We start from the raw sequence: 25,270 nt of genomic DNA on the forward strand, positions 1-25,270 counted from the left end.
AATAAACCAATGAAAGACTTAATTGATAAACTACAGGGAGAAGGAATTTTACTCGAACTCATAGACCATAAACTGAAGGTTTTTGCCGAAAAATCTACTATTGCTCCCGGTTTAATTGAAGAAATAAAAAAGAACAGAGAAGAGTTGACTCTTTTTTTACTGAACAGTCAAAAGCTGCAGGCATCAAAACCTGTATGGCCAGAAATACTAAAAACAGCCGATTTAGAGTATTATCCATTATCTTCTTCACAATATAGAATGTGGGTTTTAAGTCAAATGGAAGAATCCAGTAAAGCCTATAATGTTCCGGCTTTATACACTTTTGAAGGGAATCTGAATGTTAAAACATTGGAGCATGCTTTTCAGTTGATTATCGAACGTCATGAAATTCTAAGAACCAGGTTTGTCAATAAGGAGAATACCGTTGTACAAAAAATAATTCCTGCCGCAGCAATACAATTTCAGGTAGAAGAAATAGATCTAAGAAATCAAACAACCAGCGCAGAAGAATTAATCAGCAAAGGAATGTCCTATTCTTTTGATTTAGAAAAAGAGTTGCTGTTAAAAAGTACCGTTTATCAAATAGAAGATCAAAAGTGGATATTCTTCTTTATGATTCACCACATCATCAGCGATGGCTGGTCGATGGGAATACTTATAAATGAGTTATTAGAGAACTACACGGCATTAGAAAAAGGAGAAAATGTTGCTAAAGAACCCTTAACGATACAATACAAAGAATACGCAGTTTGGCAGCAAAAATTATGGAGCGATGATTATTTTGCAGCACACAAAGAATACTGGCTGTCACAGATTTCGGGTGAAATCCCTAAAATCCAGCTTCCTTTCAGTAAAACAAGGCCGGTTTTAAAAACCTATAACGGAGATACCGTTTACAGAACCATAAGTAAAGAAATAAGCACCAAGTTCAAGAAAGTTTGTCTGGAGAACGAGAGTACTTTATTCATGGGATTGCTGTCCACTTTAAAAATAGTACTTTACAAATATACCAACCAGACAGATTTAATTGTGGGTTCGCCAATAGCAGGGCGTGAGTTACAGGTACTTCACAATCAGTTGGGACTGTATTTAAATACCATTGCTTTAAGAGGAGTGATTAATGCTGAAGACAGTTTCGAATCTTTTCTTAAGAACATTAAAGAAAGCACGCTTAAAGCCTATAACTACCAATCGTATCCTTTTGATAAATTGATAGAAGAAGCACAGTTAGAGACCGATTTAAGCAGAAATCCATTGTTTGATATCTTCCTGATTTTACAAAACAACGAAAGTACGAACGTAAAAAATATCGGAGATCAATTAACTGTTCAGGCTTTAGAAACAGAAAACAAAACCAGTAAGTTTGATTTGCTTTTCAATTTTGTTGAGGTAGAGGAAAATTTAGAATTGAGTATTGTTTATAATACCGATTTGTATGATACGTTTTTTATAGAACAAATCACGGTACATTTTGAGCATTTATTGAATCTGGTGAGCAGCACTCCATCAGAAACAATAGAGAACCTTTCACTGGTAACTGAGAGCGAAAAGAAAAAATTGGTTTTAGATTTTAACGCTACACAATTCGATAATCAGGTATGTGCTCCGTTGAATGTTTTATTCGAAGAACAAGTAGAGAAATTAGCCAATCACACAGCACTTCGTTTCAAAGAGAAAGAATTTACTTTTCAGGAACTGAACGAAAAAGTGAATCAGCTGGCTCATTATTTACGCGAAGAAAAAAACATCAAACAAGGTGATTTTGTAGTCGTAAAACTCCCAAGAAGCGAGCAAATGATTATCGCCCTTATGGCCATCATAAAAGCAGGAGGCGCTTATATTCCGGTAGAACCGCAATATCCCGAAGAAAGAATCAATTTCATTATAGCCGACAGTCAGTGTAAATTTCTAATTGATGAGGAAACTTTAGCAAATATCTCAGAACAGTTGGCTTCTTTGCCTAAAAGCAATCCTGAAAACCGCAATAAAGTTACCGATCTGGCTTATGTACTCTATACCTCCGGATCAACCGGAAATCCGAAAGGCTGTATGATTACCCATGAAGGAGTAACCAACAGAATTGACTGGATGTGGAACGAATACAACTATTCTTCGACGGACGTTATTTTGCAAAAAACCACTTTTACCTTTGATGTTTCGGTATGGGAAATTTTCATGCCTTTATGCTGGGGAACCAAAATGGTACTTTGCGAACAGGAAGACATTTCAGAACCGCATCGCATTCTGAATTTAATCCAAAACAATAGCGTAACCAGTCTGCACTTTGTGCCAAGTATGCTCAACACCTTTATTACTTCTGTAACTAACACAGAACAATTAGCAGACAAATTGTCTAGTTTACGTGCCGTAATAACCAGTGGCGAGGCTTTAACACCATTGACTGTTAACGAATGGTACAATAAAGTATCGACTGCACCCATTTATAATCTTTATGGCCCGACAGAAGCTTCTATAGACGTTACGTTCTTTAATACTAATGTGGGCAATGAAATAATCCCGATTGGAAAACCGATCTGGAACACACAGATTTATATCTTAAGCGAGTCCGATGCCGTTCAGCCGATTGGTGTAGCAGGAGAAATTTGTATTGCCGGAAAAGGACTGGCCCTTGGTTACCTCAACAATCCGGAGTTGACTCATCAGAAGTTTGTAGCGAATCCGTTTGAACCCGGAGCAAAAATGTACCGAACCGGAGATCTGGGCCTGTGGCTGCCTGATGGCAATGTAGCCTATTTAGGCAGAAAAGATTTTCAGGTAAAAATCAGAGGATTCAGGATAGAGCTGGAAGAAATAGAAGCGGCATTAAACCAACATCCACAAATACAAACGGCTGTGGTTTTAGACCATACTAATGAAAACAGCGGAGATAAATATCTGACAGGCTATATTGTAGCAAATGGTGAATTGGTGAAGGAAGAACTCAACTTATGGCTGGGAACTAAACTTCCTGTTTATATGATCCCGTCAAATTTTGTGGTAGTAAATGAAATTCCTTTAACCAACAGCGGTAAAGCAGACCGAAATAAACTGCGCCAAAGTAACGGACTAAGCCTAAAAACAACCATTGCCTATGTTCCTGCACAGAACGAGCTGGAGCAAAAACTGGTAGTAATTTGGGAAGGAATACTCAATCAGACCAAGATTGGGATACTCGAAGATTTTTTTACACTGGGCGGTCACAGTTTAAGTGCTACACATTTGGCCAATAGCATTAACAGAGAATTCAATGTAAAAATCAATCTGAGAGATATTTTCGAAAACAGAAACATTCAAAGTCTGGCCAAAAAAATAGCCGGGACAACTACGAGTGTTTATCAGGAAATTAAAAAAGTACCGGAAAGCAGCAGTTACCTGCTTTCGTCAGGGCAAAGAAGATTATGGCTGTTGTCGCATCTGGACGATGCAAGTATAGCGCTCAACATGTACAAGACTTTTACGTTTACCGGTGTATTGGATATTTCGGTATTTGCAGCAGCTTTTTTGGCTCTTCTGAAAAGACATGAAAGTCTGAGAACGGTTTTCAGACTGGACGAAAATGGTATCGTGAAGCAATACATTAAAGCCTTTGATGAAAATTTACTGAATTTAACGATTGAAGATTTCAGACCAAATCAATATTCTCAGGAGGTTATTGATGCCAAAATCAACCAGGAAATCGACAAACCTTTTAATCTGGAAGAAGATGCTTTGCTGCGATTGAAATTGTATCAGATCAAAGACGATCAATGGATGTTTTCTTTTGTAATGCATCATATTATCAGTGACGGACTTTCTATGAATATTTTGACGAAAGAATTTGTTTCGAATTATCAAAATCTATCCCAGGGAAAAGCAATTACAGCTCCGGATTTAAAAATTCAGTACAAAGATTATGCGCAATGGCAAACCGAGCAGTTTCAGTCGGAGGAATATAAAAATCAGCTGCAGCACTGGTTAAAAAAGTTTGAAGGAGAAGTTCCGGTATTAGATTTTCCAACAGATAAATCAAGAGCAGCAATCAATGCATATGACGGAGATTCCGTTGATTTTACAATTGAGAAAGAGACTTTTTCAAAATTTAAAAACTTCTGCGAGAGCCACTCGATTACCGTTTTTACCGGACTTTTATCACTGGTTAAAACGTTATTATACAAATATACCCACCAACAGGATATTACCGTTGGTACGCCTATCGGAGGCAGAATACATACCGATTTAGAAGATCAGATTGGACTTTACATCAACACTGTTCCTTTGCGAACGGTATTCAATGAAGATCACGATTTTATCAGTTTACTGCATCAGGTAGAACAAAGTGTCATCGATGCACAGGAAAATCAAATGGTCGCTTTTGACGAACTCGTTCTTAATTTAGATCTTCAATTGAGCCGTAACCGCCATCCGTTGTTTGACGTTTGGTTTGTACTGAGAGACAATTCAATAGAAGCCGATAAACAAGCACTCGAAATAGATGATTTGCAAATCGCAGAATACGATGAGGTAACCCTGAAAAAATGCCTGTTCGACTTAGTATTCAACTTCATAGAAAGCGAAGGACAGTTAGAAGGAAAAATCGAATATAAATCAGGATTGTACGTTAGAGAAACCATTGTGAGGTTAATCTCTAACCTAAAAGTGCTGTTGCATCAGGTACTGGTAAACGCAGATCAAAGTTTGGCGGTATTACCATTTCTGAATACGGAGGAAGAAAATTTACTACTTCATGTCTTTAATAATACTACAAAAGATTATAGCACGCAGCCCGACAGCTTAATTGGTTTATTCCAAAAACAGGTATTGGAAACACCGGAGCAGACTGCATTGGTTTTCGAAGATAAAAAAATAACCTATCAGGAATTGGATGAGGTATCCAACAAACTGGGGAATTATTTAAAGAAAAAATACGGCATAAAGCCAAATGAATTTGTTGGCGTTAAATTAGACCGAAGCGAGTGGAATGTTATTTCATTGCTTGGGATTCTAAAAAGCGGAGGAGTTTATGTACCCATTGATATTGCTTATCCGGAAGAGCGAATTGACTATATCATTGAAAACAGCGACTGCAAGCTGGTTATCGATTCAGATGAAATTTATGATTTCGGATCGATGGAAAAGCTTTACAGCAGTGTCATGGAGGAATCGAATAATAGTGCCGATGATTTGGCCTATCTGATTTATACTTCCGGTTCAACCGGTCTTCCTAAGGGAGTTTCGATAAAACAGGGTGCCATTTCAAATACGATTTTATCACAGATGGAAATTTTTGGAAATGAAAACAAAGAAAAAGCTCTTCAGTTGGCCTCGTTTTCATTTGATGCTTCGATTTCAGAAATCTTTACGGTTTTGGCTTCGGGCGGAGAATTGCACATCATAACCGATGAGGTAAAAAAAGACACCGAAGAGCTGGAAAATTACATCGAAGAACACGCAATTCATTTCGCAACCATTTCTCCTTCTTACCTGAAATTATTGCAGCTGGACAAAATTAAAAGTTTAAAAAAGCTGGTAACTGCCGGAGAAGCAGCTCCTACCGAAGAAGTTAAAAAATATTTGACTTATGGCGGTACCTGTTTTAATGCCTACGGTCCAACAGAAACCAGTATTTGTGCTACGATTTATAAGGTGAATGAAAATGTGTTACAGGAACTCTCTAATGTTCCGATCGGATTTCCAATCGCCAACACTAAAATTTACATTCTTGGAACCAACGAAAAATTGCTTCCTCTTGGAGCCATTGGGGAAATTTATGTAAGCGGAGCCGGTTTAGCCGAAGGGTATTTGAACAAGCCGGAATTAACCAATCAGAAGTTTATCGATAATCCATTTGCGGAAGGCGAAAAACTATACAAAACCGGTGATTTAGGAAAATGGCTCCTTAACGGTACGATTGAATATGCCGGACGAAATGACGATCAGGTAAAAGTGAGAGGATTTAGAATCGAACTGGGCGAAATAGAAACCGTTATCAAAGAGCACGAAGCAATCGAAGATGCCGTAGTAGTAGTGAAAGAAGACAGTTTAGGAATTAAAGAAACCGTTGCCTTTTTTGTGCTAAAAGCCGATTCGGTTTCAGATAACGATGATATTAAAGAATTTTTAGAAGACAAACTGCCGGAATATATGATTCCGTCTCACTTTATAAGCTTGAAAGAATTTCCGCTGACTCTAAATGGAAAAACAGACAAAAAGAAACTGTTGCAGAACAAGTCTTTAACCGAAAATGTTTCCCGAAACTACCTGGCGCCCCGAGACGAAACAGAAAGTAAACTTGCCACATTATGGGAAGAAGTGCTGGAAATCGATCAAGTGGGAGTACTGGACGACTTTTTTAAAATAGGAGGTCACAGTTTAAAAGCCACTTATTTAATCACGAGAATAAAAGCGGAATTTAACGCAAAACTCGATCTGATTTCGATTTTCAATAATGCCACTTTAGGAGAAATGGCAGCCGAAATAAAAAAGGCGCAGCTCGTGAATGCGGAAGTCGTGATTACAGATGATTTTGAAAATATCTCCCTATAACCTAATCCCATTTTTTAAAACTATAAAATAAATCTAAATGGCTACTCCAAAAATATATCTGAAAAATAACGTACAAGTAGAACCGTTAATTTCAAACTGGTATGCATGGCACCACATTATCCCGCCAATTCTAACGGGATTTAATGTGGTAAACCGATACATTCCGATTATGGAATCGTATATCAACGACCCAAGCATACATGAGACTGCCGTGAAAGATCCTGCTTTTAGAGGAGGTCCTTTTATCGATTTAGACAAAAAACACGTTGATGAAGTAGCAGCTTTGTTGGAAAACACAAAGAAAATGGCAGCCCCGCTTTTTGAGTTTACAGATGCCGTAAAAGAACTGGACAAATTGCTTAAGAAAAAAGCAACCGGACATTTGATGCAACCGCTGTATAAAGAAGTTCCATCGGCAATCAGAGGGTATGTCGAATTGTATTATGACAGACATCACAGACCGGATTTCAGGTTTTACGAGCCTCTTATTTATGCCAGTCCGTATTATGTAGAAGACTTTCAGACGGTGAAGCTGTCTTTAATTAATAAGGATGCCGACCGGCCTTTTATTTTCTCAACCCCAAGATTGTCAAATCTGGAAGCAGCATTGGAATTAAAATTACCTTTTAAATCGAAACAAATCGACGAGTTGTTCAAGATGAAACGCGAGCCTCAAACTTTCGAATACATCAAAGAACTTTTGAATATTGATCAAAACGATGAGGCACTTTTTAAAAATTTATTTACTACAGAAGAGCCTAAAAAGTATGAAAAATATACCGGAGACAGTATGCGCATCCGATACTTCGGACATGCTTGTATTCTGATCGAAACCAAAGAACACTCCATTGTGCTCGATCCGGTTTTAAGCTATACTTACGAATCTGATGTGTCCCGATTTACCTATGATGATTTGCCGGACGAAATAGATTATGTATTGATTACCCACGGACACCACGACCACATATTGATGGAAACGATGCTGCAAATACGACACAAAGTCAAAAATATAGTGGTTGGTAAAAGCATAGGCGGTGCCATTCAGGACCCGTCATTGAATTTACTGTTAAGAAATCTGGGATTTGAGAATATTATAGAATTAGAAGAATTGCAAACCATTTCGGCTATCGATGGTATCAAAATTACCGGAATTCCATTTATCGGCGAACATCATGACATTCACATCAACAGTAAACTTTCCTATCACGTTGAATTAGACGGTTATTCTTTATTGGCAGTAGCAGATTCCTGCAATCAGTCGCCGGAATTGTACGAACACATTCATGAAATTATTGGGGATGTAGACGTGCTGTTCATGGGAATGGAATGCGACGGTGCACCAGCTTCCTGGGTGTATGGGCCCATTTTTACCACCAAACAAGAACGCGAAAAAGACTTCAGCCGAAGAGGAAGAGGCAGTAATTACGACGAAGGAATCAAAATGGTAAACTGCTTTAATGTTAAAGAAGTTTATGTGTATGCCATGGGAGAAGAACCATGGGTGCGACACATTTTGGATGTTGAATATACAGATGAATCCAACCCAATTGTGCAATCGAACATGTTGATCGAAGACTGCAGAAACAGAGGTATCGTAGCAGAAAGACTATTTGCCGAAAAAGAACTGTTTAAACAAGCGGTACTGCTGTACTAATTCCCTTTAACCCTCCCCAAAACAAAGACTACTATCCATTTATTTTCTTAAATAATTCATCTTATGGCATCAGATTTATATTTAAAATTAAAAGAACAAAACATTCACATTGACGTAAAAGACGATAACCTTGACATTAAGGCTCCTGCAGGTGCATTGACTCCCGATATTATTGACGAGATTAAAAGAAACAAAGCCGATTTAATTCGTTTTATTAATCAATACAAATACGACAAAGCAGTTGCCATTCCGGAAGCTGCCATAAGCCCCGATGCAAAATATGCCCTGTCTTCCTCCCAGTTACGACTTTGGATTTTAAGCCAGTCCGAAAAAGGAAATGTGGCGTATAATTCGGTTGGAGGATATATTTTTGAAGGCGTACTGGATCAAAATACGTTAAATGAATCTCTGAAGGAAATCGTATCGAGACATGAGAGTCTGAGAACTGTTTTTGAAGAAGACGGTAACGGAGGAGCAAATCAGATTGTTAAGGGAATAGAAGCAATCGATTTTTCAATTGAACATGCGGACTTACAAAACGTTTCAAATGCCGATGAAGTTTTAAAAGAACAGGTTGCCAAAGAGGCTTTGATTCCTTTTCACTTATCAAAAGGACCGCTTTTTAAAACGAAGCTTTACCAGTTAGCGCAGAACAAATGGGCTTTTATTTATACCATACATCACATTATTGTGGATGCTTTGTCCATGAATATTTTCATTGCCGAAATACTGGAACTCTACAATTCTAAAAAGCAAAACAGAGCGAATGCATTAAATGCGTTAAGAATACAGTATAAAGATTACGCCAGTTGGGAAAATGAACAGCTTACCGGCAAAAAATACGAAGAGTTAAAAAACTATTGGCTCGATCAGTTTCAGGGTGAGTTGCCGGTTCTTACGATGCCGGTGGATAAAAAAAGACCAATTCTGCAAACATTCAATGGCGGAACAGTAGAAAAAAGAATCGACGCCAAATTATCAGTAGACCTTGAAAAACTGATAAGAGAAAACGGTGCCACCATGTTTATGGGATTAACCGCCGTAATTAATACGTTGCTGTATAAATTTTCTACCCAGGAAGATATCATTATCGGAACTCCGGTTTCAGGGCGGGAAGACGAAGATCTGCAAAATCAGATTGGGTATTATGGTAACACGCTGGCCATTCGAATGCAGTTTAAAAAAGAAAATACTTTTTTAGAATTGTTAGAATACACCAAGAAACAGGTAGTAGGTGCATACGAGCATCAAATGTTTCCTTTTGCAACACTCGTGAAAGAGCTAAACTTAAAAAGAGACCCAAGCAGAAATCCGCTTTTTGACGTTCAGGTGATCTACGGAGAAAATGACAATTCTAAAAAAAGCGAAAGTTTGGAAGGCTTGCAAGTTTGGGAATATGAATTTGAAGAAAAACTAAAAACCAGCCGTTTTGATATGGTTTTCAGTTTCTACAAAGACGGGAACCATTTAGTGCAGAATATTCAGTACAATACGGATGTTTTTTCAGAAAAAATAGTACATCAGATTGCAGATCATGTTTCGGTTATCATGAATTCTATTGTAAAGAATCCAAAGGAACAAATTTATAAATTAGAACATATCGGAGAACAGCAAAAAGAAGCACTTCTGCAACTTTCTAAAGGTGATGTTCTGGCGTATGACCAAAGCAAAACAATACTCGATTTATTTAAAAAGCAAGTACAGGAAAAACCCGAAGCTATAGCAGTGGTTTTCAAAAATAAAAAAATCACCTATAAAGCGCTGGACGAAGCATCGAACAGATTGGCCAATTATTTGTTAGCCAATCATACCCTCAAAAAGAACGATTTTATAGGATTAATGATTGATAATTCTGAAAATGTACTGGTTTGCATTCTGGGAATTCTAAAAACAGGAAGTGCTTATGTGCCGATCGATCCGGAATATCCAAAACAAAGAATTCAGCATATTATTGAGGACAGCGGATTAAACGTTCTGCTCACGCAATCCGATTATCTTTTTGACCTTGATTTTTATACAGGAGAGTTTTTTGCCACAGACATTCAAATGGATTCGATTGCAGCCGAAAGTACTGCATTCGTGATAGAAGTGAATCCTGCTGATGCGGCCTATGTAATTTATACCTCAGGATCTACAGGTAATGCCAAAGGAGTCGTTATCAATCATGAAAATTTAATGTTTTCTACTATCGCAAGACTGGAGACTTATCCTGATGCAACGGCATTTTTATTACTGTCTTCGATCTCATTTGACAGTTCTATTGCCGGAATTTTCGGGACAATTACGGGAGGAGCTAAATTGGTTTTTGCTCCTAAAATCAGAGTTTCAGATGTCGATACTATAGTAGATATTCTGGTAGAAGAAGAGGTTTCTCACTTACTTACGGTTCCCTCTTACTATCAACTATTGCTGAACCAGTTAGGAGAGCATCCAAATAAATTAAAAACAGTAATTGTAGCAGGGGAAGAATGTACCAAACAGCTGGTTGATCTGCATCAGAAGGTGACTACACTAAAAAACTGCAAACTTTTTAATGAATACGGGCCTACAGAATGTACCGTTTGGGCCAGTTATTATGTGTATGAACCGTTTGCGGAATTTATTCCTTCTATCGGAAAACCAATAGCCAACAGCTCGGTTTACATTCTGAATGATAACAATGAATTATCCATTGACGGTCTGATTGGAGAAATTCATATTGCCGGTAAAGGGCTTTCAGGCGGCTACTGGAATAATCCGGAGCTTTCCAAAGAAAAGTTTGTCGATAATCCGTTTGAAACCGGAACCAAAATGTACAAGACAGGAGATTTGGCCAAGAGATTTTCAGATGGTAATATTGAGTTTTTAGGTAGAAAAGACAATCAAATCAAGATAAGAGGAAATCGTCTGGAATTGGGCGAAATCGAAAATGCGCTTTTGAATTTTAAAGGCATTAACGGAGCAGTTGTTACCTACAGTGAAGGTACTTTGGTAGGGCATATACTAACCGATATTGTAATAAATATTGACAATCTTAAAAAGTACCTGAAAGAACAATTACCGGTATTTGCAATACCAACAAGCTATACACAGTCCAATGAATTTCCGTTACTGCCGAATGGTAAAGTAGACAAAAAGGCCTTAGTAGTTTTAGCCAATAAACATACCTTAAAGGGGGACTCGTATGTACCACCTTCTAATGAAACAGAAGCTGCTTTGGTACATGTATTTCAGCAAATTCTGCAAAAAGAAAGCATTGGTACAGAAGATGACTTTTTTGCATTGGGAGGAGATTCGATAAAAGCCATACAGATTATCTCCAAATTGAAACAGCTTGGTTTTGTATTAACAGTACAGGATGTCATGCAATTTACTGCCATACAGGAATTAGCACTTCATGTAAAACTGGCAAAGCAGGAGATCGATCAAAATGCAGTAGAAGGAACCATTCCGCTTACGCCAATTCAGAAATATTTCTTTGAGGTGACTTCACAGCATAAAAATCATTTTAACCAATCGATCTTGCTAAAATCATCGAAGTCTTTGTCTGAAGAAGGATTGACAAAGATCTTTCAAAAGCTAACCGTACAGCACGATGTTTTAAGAGCGGTATTTAAAGAGGAAGGCAACGAATGGATTCAGGAAATCAAAAATGATGGATTTGAATTCCAACTGCAGGTTCACTCCAATGTTACTGCTTCTGAATTTGAGACCATTTGCGATGGGTATCAATCTTCTTTCGACTTAGAAAAAGGCCCCTTGTTTAAAGCAGTTTTGTTCAAAAGAGAAGATACTGATTATTTGTTGCTGCTTTCTCATCACCTGGTGATTGACGGTGTTTCCTGGAGAATTATTTTAGAAGATTTAATGACTTTATACGGGCAGTACGAAGCAGGAGCAGCATTAGAATTACCTCTAAAAACACATTCGTTAAAATACTGGCAGGAAAAACAACTGGAATATGCCAATTCAATGACCATGATGGAAGAAGAAGTGTATTGGTCTTCTATAAACGAAGCAACACAGTTCAGTACTTCCGAACTCCCAAAAGATTTTGATTATGAGGGCAATAATTTTTATAAAGATTTTGAAACAAAAGTATTTCAACTCGATCTAAGCGTTACCGAAAAATTATTGACAGAAGCACACAAAGCTTATAAAACCAATATAAACGATGTTTTAATTGCTGGTTTATCGCTTGCAATCGGTAAAAATTTTGATATCGATAAAGTAGCGATTCAGCTCGAAGGTCACGGAAGAGAAGATATTAACTCAGAGATAGACATCACCAGAACGGTGGGTTGGTTTACCACGATATATCCCGTACTCATCACTCTTAAAAAGAAACAGGATAACATTGGTCAATTAATAGAAGTAAAAGAAACGCTGCATCGAATTCCAAACAAAGGCATTGGATTCGGGATTTTGAAATACTTAAAAGACTGCGAATTAAATGTAAAAGCAGATGTTTCCTTTAACTACCTGGGTGATTTTGATTTAGGACAATCAAACAAAGAAGATCAAATCTTTCAGTTCACCGATATTCCAAAAGGAAGAGAAATAGCAGCCAATACCGAAAGAACGGGAACACTGGATGTATCGGGAATTTTAGTCAATGGCCAGTTGCAGATTATGCTTTCATTTAATACTAACTATTTCAGAAATGAAACCATAGAAAACTTAAAAGAAGCATATAAATACGAATTGGAATCTTTGATTTCCAGTCTTTCCGAAGAAAAAGAAACTCATTTAACCCCTGTTGATTTCACTTATAAAGGTTTGGACCTGAGCAGTCTGGAAGAATTAAACAAAATGCTGTAACCGTACTACTAAAAAAGCTATGAAAATTAAAGATATATACCCGTTAACACCATTGCAGGAAGGAATTTATTTCCATTGGAAACTTTCTAAATCAATGTATTTTGAGCAGTCATCTTATAAAATACAAGCTGAATTGGAGATCAATTATCTTAAAGAAAGTTACGATCAGCTGATTGCAAGACATGATGTGCTCAGAACTTGTTTTCGGGATAATGTAGGGGAAGATCTTTTGCAGATTGTTCAAAACGAAGTGCCTTCCAACTTTACTTTTCTGGACATTACCGGAAATACAAGCGAAACCATAGCCGCAGTAAAAGAGCAGGATATTGCAAAAAGCTTTGATCTGACTGTAGGTTCACAGATGCGTCTTACCGTTGTAAAAACAAGTGAAAACGAGTATGAATTAATTTGGAGCCATCATCACATTATCATGGACGGTTGGTGCATCGGTATTTTGATTGGTGAATTTTTTACGCTTTATGAAGGTTTACTTCAAGGGAAAAGAAACATTTTACCGAAAGCAACTTCCTATTCAGACTATGTGAAATGGTTGATGAAAAATGACAAAGAAAAATCATTGCAATACTGGAACCATTATCTGGAAGATTTTCAGGGCTTAAGTACGTTACCTTTTCCAAAACAGCATACAGAAACTTTTAGTCCGGGAGAAATTTTTTATACCATTAGTGGAAGTTTAAGAGAAAAACTGGCTGTTTTGTGTCAGGAGAATGGTAGTACCGAAAATGTCTTTTTTCAGACGATTTGGGGAATTTTACTAGCCAAATACAACAATACAAATGATGTGGTTTTTGGTGGAGTAGTATCGGGCAGACCTGCAGAAATTCATGATGTTGCCAATATTATCGGGCTTTTTATCAACACCATTCCGGTAAGGATTTCATTTGACGATCAGACTACCGTAAAGCAAATCTTATTGCAGACACAGGAGCAGGCCATACAAAGTTTGCCTTATCATTATCAGGCCATTAGTGACATACAGCGCAGCGTAAATAACGGTCAGTCGTTGTTTGATCACATCATTGTTTTTGAAAACTATATAGCTGCCGAAGTGATAGCCGAAAGTGAAAAAACAAATATAAAATTGTTAGAAGCGGCATCTTATGAGGGAGAAAACTATGACTTTTCACTGGCAATTGTACCAGGAAAAGACATCAGTATCCGTTTCACCTTTAACGCCAAAAAATATGATGAAAGGGATATTACAGCGCTTAAAAATCATTTTGAACAAGTCGTACATACTATAGCAGAAAACTTTGATATTCCGGTTTCTGAAATAGAACTTTTACAAGAATCAGAAAAAGAAGCCGTATTGTCTTTGTCCGGTCATGACATGCTGAAAGAAGCTGCTGCAGAATACACTTTGGTGGAGTTGTTTGAAAATGTGGTGCAGGAGAATCAGGATCAGATTGCTTTAGTTTATGGGGAAGAGCAGTACAGCTTTACCGGGTTAAATGGAATTGCAGATCAGTTTGCGGACTTTCTTATTTCAGAATATAAAGTACAGCCCGGAGATTTTATTGCCATGCAGCTGGATCGAAATGACTGGCTGGTTATTGCGCTGTTGGGAATCTTAAAAGCCGGTGCTGTATACGTTCCGCTGCATATTAATTTGCCACAGGACAGAGTAGATTACATATTGGAAGATAGTAACAGTTCGATTGTTATTGATGAGGACTTTATCAATCGTTTCAAAGTACATCCTAAAGCAAATACGACGATCTCAAAGGTCAAAATTTCACCATCAGATTTAGCCTATCTTATTTATACTTCAGGGTCGACGGGGAAACCAAAAGGAGTGCTTGTCGAGCATAGAAACATTTGTGCTTTGCTGGTCAATACAAAAAACAGTTTTGTCATTTCTCAAAAGCCCGTACTGCCTTTGCTGGCCTCCAATTCGTTTGATATTTTTCTTTTTGAATTGTTTCATCCCCTGCTGGCAGGAGGAAAAGTAGTGATGGTATCCAATGATGAAATAAAAGACATGGAGGATCTTTCAAAAATTCTCAGACAAACCAATAGTTTTCATGCCGTACCAACGCTGATGCGAGCGGTTATTGATCATATAAAAACGAACAATACCCAGCAATCCTATCCCCATATAGAATCGATTTTTATAGGAGGAGATAAAGTACCTGTCGGGATTCTCGAAGAAATAAGAGAAGTATTTACCAATGCAGTCATAAACGTACTGTACGGTCCAACCGAAGGATCTATTTTTATCACCTCTGAAAGTTACTTGCCTAACGTTAAACAATTTCCAAATGCGGTAATAGGACAAAGTAACGCCTGTAATGCAACTTATGTACTGGATGAACATTTAAAACTATGTCCGATTTACAGCATAGGAGAATTGTGTATTTCCGGAAATCAGGTAACAAGAGGTTATCTGAACCAGGAAGAAATAACTGCCGAAAAGTTTGTGGTAAACCCCTTTAAGACCGATGAAAAGCTGTACAGAACAGGCGATATGGTCAAAAGACTTCCAAACGGCAAAATAGAATTTGTCGGCCGTAAAGACAATCAGGTTAAAGTAAGAGGATACAGAATTGAATTAGAGGAAATAGAAAATGCTCTATTGTCAAATGAATACGTAGATTTTACCATTGCCAAAACCATTACAGTCTCAGGCGACGAGAAAGAAATTGTAGTTTATTTAAAGGCCACAAAACAAATGGATGCACAAGAGCTGGTACATTTTCTGAAAGGAATATTGCCTTCTTTTATGATTCCGGATTATTACGTACAATTAGAGGAGATTCCATTAACGGTAAACGGAAAAGTAGATGCTAAAAAACTACCGAATCCTTTAGATACCAATGTCGTAAGGAAAGCAGATTACGTTAAGCCTGTAACGGAGACCGAAATAAAACTAACCGAAATATGGCAGCGCATTCTGGACCGAAAAGCGGTTGGAATTCAGGACAACTTCTTCCATTTAGGCGGACATAGTTTAAAAATGATTAAGCTGTCCAATCAGATTTTTGTGAATTTCGGCATGCACCTTAACATAAAAGAAATATATATTCATCCTACTATAGAAGAACAGGCTGCCTATATTGATCGCTCTTTAAACAGCTACACCCTAACAATTCCACAGGCAGCAATAGCACCAAGTTATCCTTTGTCCTCTTCTCAGTATCGAATGTATAATATATGTTCTATAGATGCTCAGGTAAATAGAGCTTATAATATTAGAATAATAGATATTAAAAATGAAGCCGTAAACTTAGAATTTTTTACCCAAGCAGTATACGATTTAATAGAGCGACATGAAATCTTAAGAACCGCTTTTGTTACCAATGAAAATGGTGAACCGGGACAAACCATCATTCCGATCGAAAAAACAGAACCTTTAAAAATTCAATATTTGGATTTGCGTAACAGCGAAACCTTAGAAAAGGATTTACAAAAAGCGCTTATCGAAACAGCTGATATCTCTTTTAATTTAGAAACGCCTCCTCTGATGAAAGCAGCATTGATAAGCGTTAAAGAAGATAAATGGATCATCAGTATTCTTTTTCATCATATCATTTTTGACGGATGGTCAACTGATGTTTTTGTAAAAGAACTGTACGCCTTATATGAAAAGTACAGCGAAAACAGCGCAATTACTTTACCGCCTTTAGCCATACAGTTCAAGGATTATGCAGCCTGGGAGCAAAGTATGATTAAAAGTGATGCAATTGAAGCAGATAAAAAGTACTGGCTGAAACAATTTGAAGGCAGTTTGCCAATAGTAAGTGAATTGGGAGATCAAAAAAGACCCAACATCAAAACACATAACGGCGCAGTACGATCAAAAGTTCTGGAAGGCAGTATTTTGAAAGACCTAAACAGCTTATGTGAGAACGAAGAAGTTTCGCGTTTCATGGTCTTTTTAGCCGTAACCAATATTTTAATCTATAAAAATACCGGAGATCAGGATATCATCACAGGTAGTCCAATTGTAAACCGCGACTATCCGGAACTGTTTGATCAGATTGGTTTTTATGCCAATACCATTCCGTTGCGAACCCATTTAAATGAAAACGCTTCGTTTACAGCAACTTTAAAACAAGTAAAAGAGAATGTAATCAAAGCCAAAGAACATCAAAAATTTCCACTTGATGAGTTAATTAAACTTTTAGACATTAAATACGATGCCGGCAGAAATCCGTTGTTTGACATCATCGTTACCGCCAGAGAAGAAAACAATCAGGCATCAGATTTAGAGTCATATGATGCGATTATTGATGCTGTAGGAAATGGAATCTCTGCCAAATTTGATTTGACGTTCGATTTTTTAGTGACCGATTCGACACTTACCCTAACATTAGAATACAACACTGATATATTCTCTTCAGAAAAAATCACGGCATTGCTTAACCATTTAGAGCAGATATTAGTACAGGTTACCCAAAACGGAGACCAAAAAATAAGTGCGATCGATTGTTTGACAGCAGCAGAGAAAAAACATTTACTGGAAGAATTAAACGGTCATCAAACCGCGTATCCGAAAGATTCATCGATTATCGAATTGTTTGAAAAGCAGGTCGCTCTGACACCCGAAAAAACAGCTCTGGTATACAAAAAACAAAAGTACACCTATCAGGAACTCAATAATGTTGCCAATCAGCTGGCCAATTATCTGGAAGAAAATTACAAAGTAACAGGAGAATTGGCGGCCATTTATTTGCCAAAAAATGAATGGCAGATCATAAGCATTTTAGCCTTGTTAAAATCGGGTTGTGCTTACGTACCCATTTCGGCCGATTATCCGCAGGAACGAATCAGTTACATCATTAAAGATGCGAATGCCGAATGCCTGATTGCGGCGGATCTAATCGAAGATTTTGTACAATCACAGGCTAATTATTCGTCTAAGTTTGAAAGTATTTATGCGAAAGCAAACGATCTGGCTTATGTCATGTACACCTCCGGTTCTACCGGAGAGCCAAAAGGCGTTTTAATAGAACAGCAAAGCGTTGTCAGGCTAGTCAAAAACAACAATTTCATACACCTTACCGGAGAAGAAGTATTACTGGCTACAGGAGCTTTTTCGTTTGATGCCAGTACTTTCGAGTATTGGGGAATGCTTTTAAACGGAGGAACTCTGGTCATTTGCGACGAAAATACACTATTGTCTGTAAGAGGGATGAACGAGGTGGTTGCAAACGAAAAAGTCACCATGATGTGGTTTACCGCAGGCTGGCTGCATCAGTTAGTAGACGAAAATCTAATCTTATTCAAAAACTTAAAAACAATACTATGCGGAGGAGATGTTTTATCTCCACATCATATTACGAAACTGAAAAGTACTTATCCTGAATTAGTAGTCGTCAATGGTTATGGGCCTACGGAAAACACAACATTTTCGATAACCCATACCATTGACTTACCGATAAAAACATCCGTTTCGATAGGTGTTCCGATAAGTAATAGTACTGTTTACATTATGGATAAAAACCATCAGCTGGTACCTAAAGGAGTCATTGGTGAAATCTGTGTAGGAGGCGACGGTCTGGCAAGAGGTTATCTGAACAATGCCGAACTGACCCATTCAAAGTTTATAACAAACCCTTATAAAACAGAGGAAAGACTCTACAAAACGGGTGATTTAGGCAGGTGGACCCATAACGATACAATTGAGTTTGTAGGCAGAAAAGACAATCAGGTAAAATTGCGAGGTTACCGAATCGAACTGGGAGAAATTGAAAATATCTTATGTACCCACAAATTAATATTTTCATCCTTGGTGGTTATAACAGAAGGTACAGCAGCGGAAAAAAAATTAATTGCCTATTTGGTTACCGATGAAGATCTTGAAAGTAACACTTTGAAAAACTGGCTCAGAACCCAATTGCCAAAATACATGATCCCCAATCATTTTGTCTTTTTGCGAGAGTTTCCGTTAAACATCAACGGAAAAGTGGACAGAGCTAAACTTCCTGAAATTACCGATCTGGAAACAGAACGTGCAGCCTATACGGAACCCGTGACACCTACTGAAAAAACACTGGCTAAAATATGGGAAGCTGTTTTAGAAATAGAAAAAATAGGACTCGCAGATAACTTCTTTGATCTGGGCGGACACAGTTTAAAAGCTGTAAAAATGTTCCACCTTATCAACAATCAGTTAGAAGTGAAACTTACCCTATCTGATTTGTTCAACAATCCAACCATAGAGAGTCTGGCGAACGAAATTGACAATGTCATTTGGGCCAATAACGAAGAACTGGAAGATGTCGAAAGCGAAAATATCACCATCTAATGCAATAAACAACAACAATAAAACCTAAAGCCCCCTTAAAATCGAACCGTATTTAATCTATGAAAATAAAAGAAATATATGCACTGAATCCTTTACAGGAAGGAATTTTTTTTCGCTGGCAAATATCAGAAAATGAATATTTTGAACAATCCTGTTACCACATCTATGGGAAAGTTGAGGTGGAGTTGTTACAGAAAACATTTGATTTTTTGGTGTCAAGACACGATACCCTAAGAACCTGTTTTAACAACACTACCGTAAATGATATTTTGCAAGTGGTACTGGACAGTGTTCCTTCCGGTTTTTATTACCGGGACGAGAGCGCCAATGAAAATTTTTCTTTGGAGAATTTTAAAAAATCAGACAGAGACAAAGGATTTAATCTTTACAAAGGCTCACAAATAAGATTAACTGTTATTAAGCTACGGGAAAATGTATTTGAGTTTATCTGGAGTTACCATCACATTATTTTAGATGGCTGGAGTATTGAACTCTTAATAAAAGATTTTTTTTACGCCTATAAATGTTTATTGGCAGGTCAGGAGATTAAGCTACCTGCACCGCCAAGTTATTCAGCCTACAGCAAGTGGCTGATGGAACTTGATAAAAAAAGTATAGCGGCTTATTGGGAGGAATATCTTTCCGGATTTGAAACTAATACCGGAATACCATTTTTTAACCCGGAAAATCAAAATCGTCAGGATACGGAAGTTAAAGTACTTCATACGCTATCCGGAAAAAATAAAGGGACTGTTACAGCACTCTGTCGGGAATTAGGAATTACCGAAAATATCTTTTTTCAAACCATTTGGGGAATACTGCTTGCCAAATACAATGATACCGATGATGTCGTTTTTGGGAGTGTAGTGTCAGGCAGACCTTCAGAAGTAGATCGAATAGAGGAAATGTTGGGGCTCTTTATTAATACGATTCCCGTAAGGATAAAATTCAATGCAGAAGAAACGATAAAGAATATCCTGATCGATACCCAAAAAGAAGCCATAAGAAGTATCCCAAATCATTATATTCAACTGGCAGAAATACAATCCAATAGTAATCTGGGACAGCAGTTGTTTGATACTTTGGTGGTTTATGAAAATTATCCTTCACAGGAGTATGCAGAAGATGAGTTGATTAATTCGGCTCAGGACACTTTAGAAGTAGTAGCGGTAGAAGCATTTGAAAAAACAAATTATAATTTTTCACTGGCCATAGTTCCGGGGATTGATACCGTGTTAAGGTTTACCTATAATGCTCAAAAATACAGTTCGGAATTTATAGAAAACTTAAAAAAATCTTTTGAGTACCTCTACCTTCAGGTTCTCAATAATCCCGACAGTTTATTTTCTGAAATTGATTTAGTGGCAGGAGAAGAAAGAAACAAATTATTTTTTGATTTCAACAGAGAGACTTTTGATATTACAGTAAACCATACGATCATCGGATATTTTTCTAAACAAGTCTTAAAAAATCCAAATAAAACGGCTGTAAAGTATAAGGAAGAATCTCTTAGCTATCAGGAATTAGATGAAAAAAGTAATAAACTGGCACATTATCTCATTCAGAATTATGATATAAAAGAGCACGATTTTGTTGCAGTCGCATTAGAAAGATCAGAAATGTTAATCGTAACTATTTTGGCCATTTTTAAATTGGGTGCCGTTTATGTTCCAATTGACATTCATTTTCCGGAAGAAAGAAAAAAAATCATAGTAGAAAGCAGTCAATGTGTAGTAGTAGTCAATGAAGATACGATCAAAGAATTTGAAAACTCTACTCAGAATGAGACTGCTATAAACAGAGAAATAGAACTTTCTCAGATTGCTTATGCGATCTATACCTCAGGGTCTACGGGAAAGCCCAAGGGAGTTATGGTGACACATCGCAATTTCAGTGTACTTTTGGCCAATTGCAGAAAAAAATTCGGAACAGATGGTAAGACCCATTTCCCGGTTTTAGCGTCAAATTCTTTTGATATTTTTTTCTTCGAAGCTTTTTATCCTTTAACGATAGGGGGGACCATCACGATATTAAATTCTGAGACCATACAAGATCTTGCGCTTTTGAGCAAAGAAATTGAAAAGATCAATGGCTTCCACGCTGTACCGGTTTTAATGAGACAGTTATTGGATTATAGTATTGATTTTGGTATTGCAGATCGTTTCTCGCAGGTTACAAACGTATTTATGGGGGGAGAAGTTTCTTCAAACGAAACTTTGGAAGATTTGTCAAAGACATTCCCTAATGCTTCTATTCATGTATTGTACGGACCTACTGAGGGAACCATTTTTATAACGGGACAAACTTATTTACAGAAACAGAAAAGTTACAATCCGCAACTCATAGGAATACCTAACAAAGGTTCAAAAATATACCTGCTGGATACCGCAAATAACCTGGTGCCCATAGGAGTTCCGGGAGAAATTTGTATTGCCGGCGAGCAAGTTGCAAACGGATATGTAAATGATGAAGGCCTTGAAAGAGACGTTTTTATGACTGATTTTTTTTCCAGGAAGAAACTCTATAAAACAGGCGATTTAGCCCGCTGGCATTTTAATGGAGTTATTGAATTCATTGGCCGAAAAGACAGTCAGATTAAATTAAACGGGTATCGTATCGAACTTGGTGAAATTGAAGCGGTACTTCGGGAACAGGAAACCATTAAAAAGGCCATAGTTTTAGTGGACAACCAAAAGGATGATCAGAAAAGAATCGTTGCTTTTTATACGGGAGCTGCAGAACTGGACGAGAAATCATTAAAAAAACAGCTGCAGCAAAAATTGCCGTCGTATATGATTCCTTCAAAGATAATTTGGGTGGAGACCTTTCCAGTGTTGATCAATGGAAAAACAAATGTGAAAGCCTTATTGACTTTAGGACAGCAAACCAGCAAAAGCGAACAATATATTTTGCCTAAAACCGAGTTGGAAGCAAAAATACTAAACATCTGGAAAGCGATCCTGTGTAATGAAAATATTGGCATACAGGATAACTTTTTTGAAATAGGAGGTAATTCCATTTCCCTTATGAAAATGGTACGGCTCATCAACAAAGAATTGGATATAAACTTAAAAGTACTCAATGCATTTAAGTGTGGCAATATCGAGGCACTTACCCATCATATTACACAAGATATAGAGCCTGGTCTTGAGAAAGTGAACGAAAAAAATTCTAAATCGGTTGACGTCGCCAATCAGACCCTGTCAATTTTAAAAAAGAAGCAGCAAATAAATTAAGAAGTATCTCAATAAAGTAAAATCAAATGGCAACAAACGATAATACAGGTTTAGAAATTGCGATTATAGGAATGTCCTGTCAGGTGCCGGGAGCAAATGACTGGAGAACGTTTTGGAACAACATTTCAAAAGGAGAAGAGTCTGTTTATACCTTATCAGAAGAAGAACTTCTTAAAAGAGGCTTTGTTACAAATGAGACCAACAAAAAGGTGCACATTCCGGTCATAGCAGAATTAGGGAATAAAGGAAGTTTTGATGCTGCCTTTTTTGGATTTACACCTTATGAGGCAGCACTAATGAGTCCGGTACACCGTATGTTTTTACAATCGGCCTGGCAAGCTCTGGAAGATGCCGGATGCCTGTCAGAATCAGCAATCAGTATTTATGCGGGCAGCGGAGGTGATTTGCCCTGGAAAGCACATGTTGCCCTAAATAGCGACGGCAGTACATTAGATCCTCTTACGCTTGATTTTATAACAAACAAAGATCATTTGCCCACTTTAACGTCGTATAAATTAAATCTGACAGGTCCTTCATTTTCAATCAATACGGCTTGTTCGACTTCACTTTCAGCCGTTCATCTGGCTTGCCGTGGACTCTTATTTGGAGAAGCGAAAGTAGCTTTAGCCGGAGGTATTTCTTTAATGTTGGAGCCCAGATTCGGTTACGAATACAAAGAAGGATCTATTTATTCCAAAGACGGACATTGCAGAGCATTTGATAAAAAAGCAACGGGAACCATCGGCAGTGAAGGCGTTGGAATTGTAATACTTAAACGACTGGAAGAAGCGCTGGAAGACAAAGATCATATTTATGCCGTAATTAAAGGAAGTGCCGCCAATAACGACGGGAACAGAAAAGTAGGTTATACAGCCCCAAGTATTGAAGGAGAAATGGAATGTATAAGATTAGCGCATAAAATGGCCGGAATAGCACCTGATAGTGTGAGTTATGTAGAAGCACACGGAACAGGTACAACCTTAGGAGACCCGATTGAAGTAGAAGCACTTAACATGGCTTTTGAAAATAATAGAGAACACAATTGTTTACTGGGTTCAGTGAAAAACAATATTGGTCATACCGATACGGCAGCAGGAGTTGTAGGCTTAATAAAAACAGCACTTAGTTTAAAATACCGTCAGATACCGGGAACGATAAATTACAGCGACCCAAACCCCAAAATCAATTTTAACGAAGGCCCTTTTTATGTCCAAAAAGAGCTTCAGAAATGGGAATCGGTCAATAATGAGCCTCGTAGAGCCGGAGTAAGTTCTTTTGGAATAGGAGGAACAAACGTGCATCTGGTTTTAGAAGAAGCGCCGGAAAAAGATAAAAATGAAACAAAAGAAACATCCAGTCTTTTCCTTTTTTCGGCCAAATCAAAGAGTTCACTTCAAAATTACCTTTTAAAATTTAAGGAGTTCCTAAAAAATGAAAGCGACATTGCTTTGGACGAAGTTGCTTATACCCTTCAAACCGGAAAAAGACATTTTGATTACAGAGCCGCAATAAGCTGTACGAACAAAGAAGAGTTATTCTTGTATGCCGATATTTTAAGCAATGAAGAAAATATAGGGAAGGTTGATGAAAAGAAAAAGACGATACTCTTATTTTTTCCTCATACAAACCATACGGATATCCAATTTTACAGTAATCTCTATAAAGAAAATGCAGGCTTTAGGAATAAAATAGACCAAAGTATTGCAACAGTGGAGCTGGGCAATTATGACCTGAAAAAATGGATGAATGAAACAGCGGTTAGTGGTAAATCAAGAGATAAATTACTCGCCAAAGTGTTTACGGTACTATCCGGTTATACTTTAGCCAATTTGCTGAAAGAATATGGAATACGGATCAATTTTACTTCAGGTGTTGGAATAGGAGAATATACCGCAGCCTGTGTTTCCGGAATATTACAGTTAAACGAAGTACTCGGGATGATGCTGTATGATGAAAAGGAAGTAAGCATACAACCCGCTAAGATTCCTTTTGTACAAACAGCCAAAGACATCACTATAAAAGAAGGAATTTTAACTCCTCAAAAATATTGGGTGAATGGCAGAAGTCTGAAAATTAACGCGTCGAAATCCTTCAGTGATATTGTGCAAAACAATTCAGCTGTTCTTTTGGAAATGGGTGACAGCACAGGTCTGACACAGTTTTTAAATACCACTTTAGCTGAAAATTTTGAGGAAAATAGCCATGTCACTATTTCCTTATCGCAAACGGATAAAGCCATTCATGCAGATGACATCCTAAAAAATACTTTAAGAAATTTATGGCTCGCAGGAGAAAATATCGATTGGAAAGAAACCCATGCTGACAATCACCCTGCAAAAATCACGCTGCCGGTTTATGAATTCGATAAAAACGAATATCCGCATGTGGTCCGTCTTACCCCCGAAAATTTTAATTTTTTGGCTAAAAAAGAGGAAAAAACCGAAGTTAGAGAGAAGGTGAATGTTTCGCAGAAAAAAAAGGAAACCACTTCAGAAACTATTCAGTCTGTGTTTGTTGAATTTCTTGGAGAGGAAAAATTTGATTTGGATAAAGACCTTTTCGAAATAGGCTGTGATTCCCTGAAAGGAATGTTAATCCTCAATAAAATTAAAAATGAATTGCAGGTCGAGTTGTCTCTGATGGATTTTATGGAGCATAGTTCCGTAAGAGAAGTAATCGAAACCGTTGAGACAATTACCAACAAACAGGACCAACAAGTAAAAACAATTACCATTTAGCCCCATTATTCTGAATCATAGAATCGTAAAATATTCTTAGGACAATTTA

At 37.5% G+C, this 25,270-nt stretch carries 6 protein-coding genes; all 6 read left to right on the forward strand.

Annotated features, from left to right (window positions below; all coding sequences use genetic code 11):
- Positions 1-9: 9 nt before the first annotated feature.
- The 6 genes from JO950_RS09535 (at position 10) to JO950_RS09560 (ending at position 25,221) form a co-directional block, all read left to right on the forward strand.
- A complete protein-coding gene (locus tag JO950_RS09535; RefSeq protein WP_202702428.1) occupies positions 10-6,522 on the forward strand; it encodes a non-ribosomal peptide synthetase in 6,513 nt (2,170 codons plus the stop codon).
- A 37-nt stretch (positions 6,523-6,559) separates the two neighbouring features.
- Positions 6,560-8,176: an MBL fold metallo-hydrolase gene (locus tag JO950_RS09540; RefSeq protein ID WP_202702429.1), complete on the forward strand. Its 1,617-nt coding sequence runs from the start codon at positions 6,560-6,562 to the stop codon at positions 8,174-8,176.
- Between the two features lie 63 nt (positions 8,177-8,239).
- On the forward strand, positions 8,240-12,976 hold the full coding sequence (locus tag JO950_RS09545; protein ID WP_202702430.1) for a non-ribosomal peptide synthetase: 4,737 nt from the start codon (positions 8,240-8,242) through the stop codon (positions 12,974-12,976).
- A 19-nt stretch (positions 12,977-12,995) separates the two neighbouring features.
- Positions 12,996-19,247, forward strand: coding sequence for a non-ribosomal peptide synthetase (locus tag JO950_RS09550; RefSeq protein WP_202702431.1), 6,252 nt, complete (start codon positions 12,996-12,998; stop codon positions 19,245-19,247).
- A 59-nt stretch (positions 19,248-19,306) separates the two neighbouring features.
- Entirely contained in the window at positions 19,307-22,483 is a 3,177-nt protein-coding gene (locus JO950_RS09555; RefSeq protein WP_202702432.1) for a non-ribosomal peptide synthetase, read from the forward strand.
- A gap of 26 nt (positions 22,484-22,509) precedes the next feature.
- Positions 22,510-25,221, forward strand: coding sequence for a type I polyketide synthase (locus JO950_RS09560; protein WP_202702433.1), 2,712 nt, complete (start codon positions 22,510-22,512; stop codon positions 25,219-25,221).
- Positions 25,222-25,270: the final 49 nt, after the last annotated feature.

The sequence above is a fragment of the Flavobacterium sp. UGB4466 genome, from assembly GCF_903469665.1.
Taxonomy (GTDB): Bacteria; Bacteroidota; Bacteroidia; order Flavobacteriales; family Flavobacteriaceae; genus Flavobacterium; species Flavobacterium lipolyticum.

Coding starts and splice junctions, on each gene's coding strand:
- JO950_RS09560 (WP_202702433.1), top strand. CDS start 22,510: ATGGCAACAAACGATAATACAGGTTTAGAAATTGCGATTATAGGAATG.
- JO950_RS09545 (WP_202702430.1), top strand. CDS start 8,240: ATGGCATCAGATTTATATTTAAAATTAAAAGAACAAAACATTCACATT.
- JO950_RS09535 (WP_202702428.1), top strand. CDS start 10: ATGAAAGACTTAATTGATAAACTACAGGGAGAAGGAATTTTACTCGAA.
- JO950_RS09540 (WP_202702429.1), top strand. CDS start 6,560: ATGGCTACTCCAAAAATATATCTGAAAAATAACGTACAAGTAGAACCG.
- JO950_RS09550 (WP_202702431.1), top strand. CDS start 12,996: ATGAAAATTAAAGATATATACCCGTTAACACCATTGCAGGAAGGAATT.
- JO950_RS09555 (WP_202702432.1), top strand. CDS start 19,307: ATGAAAATAAAAGAAATATATGCACTGAATCCTTTACAGGAAGGAATT.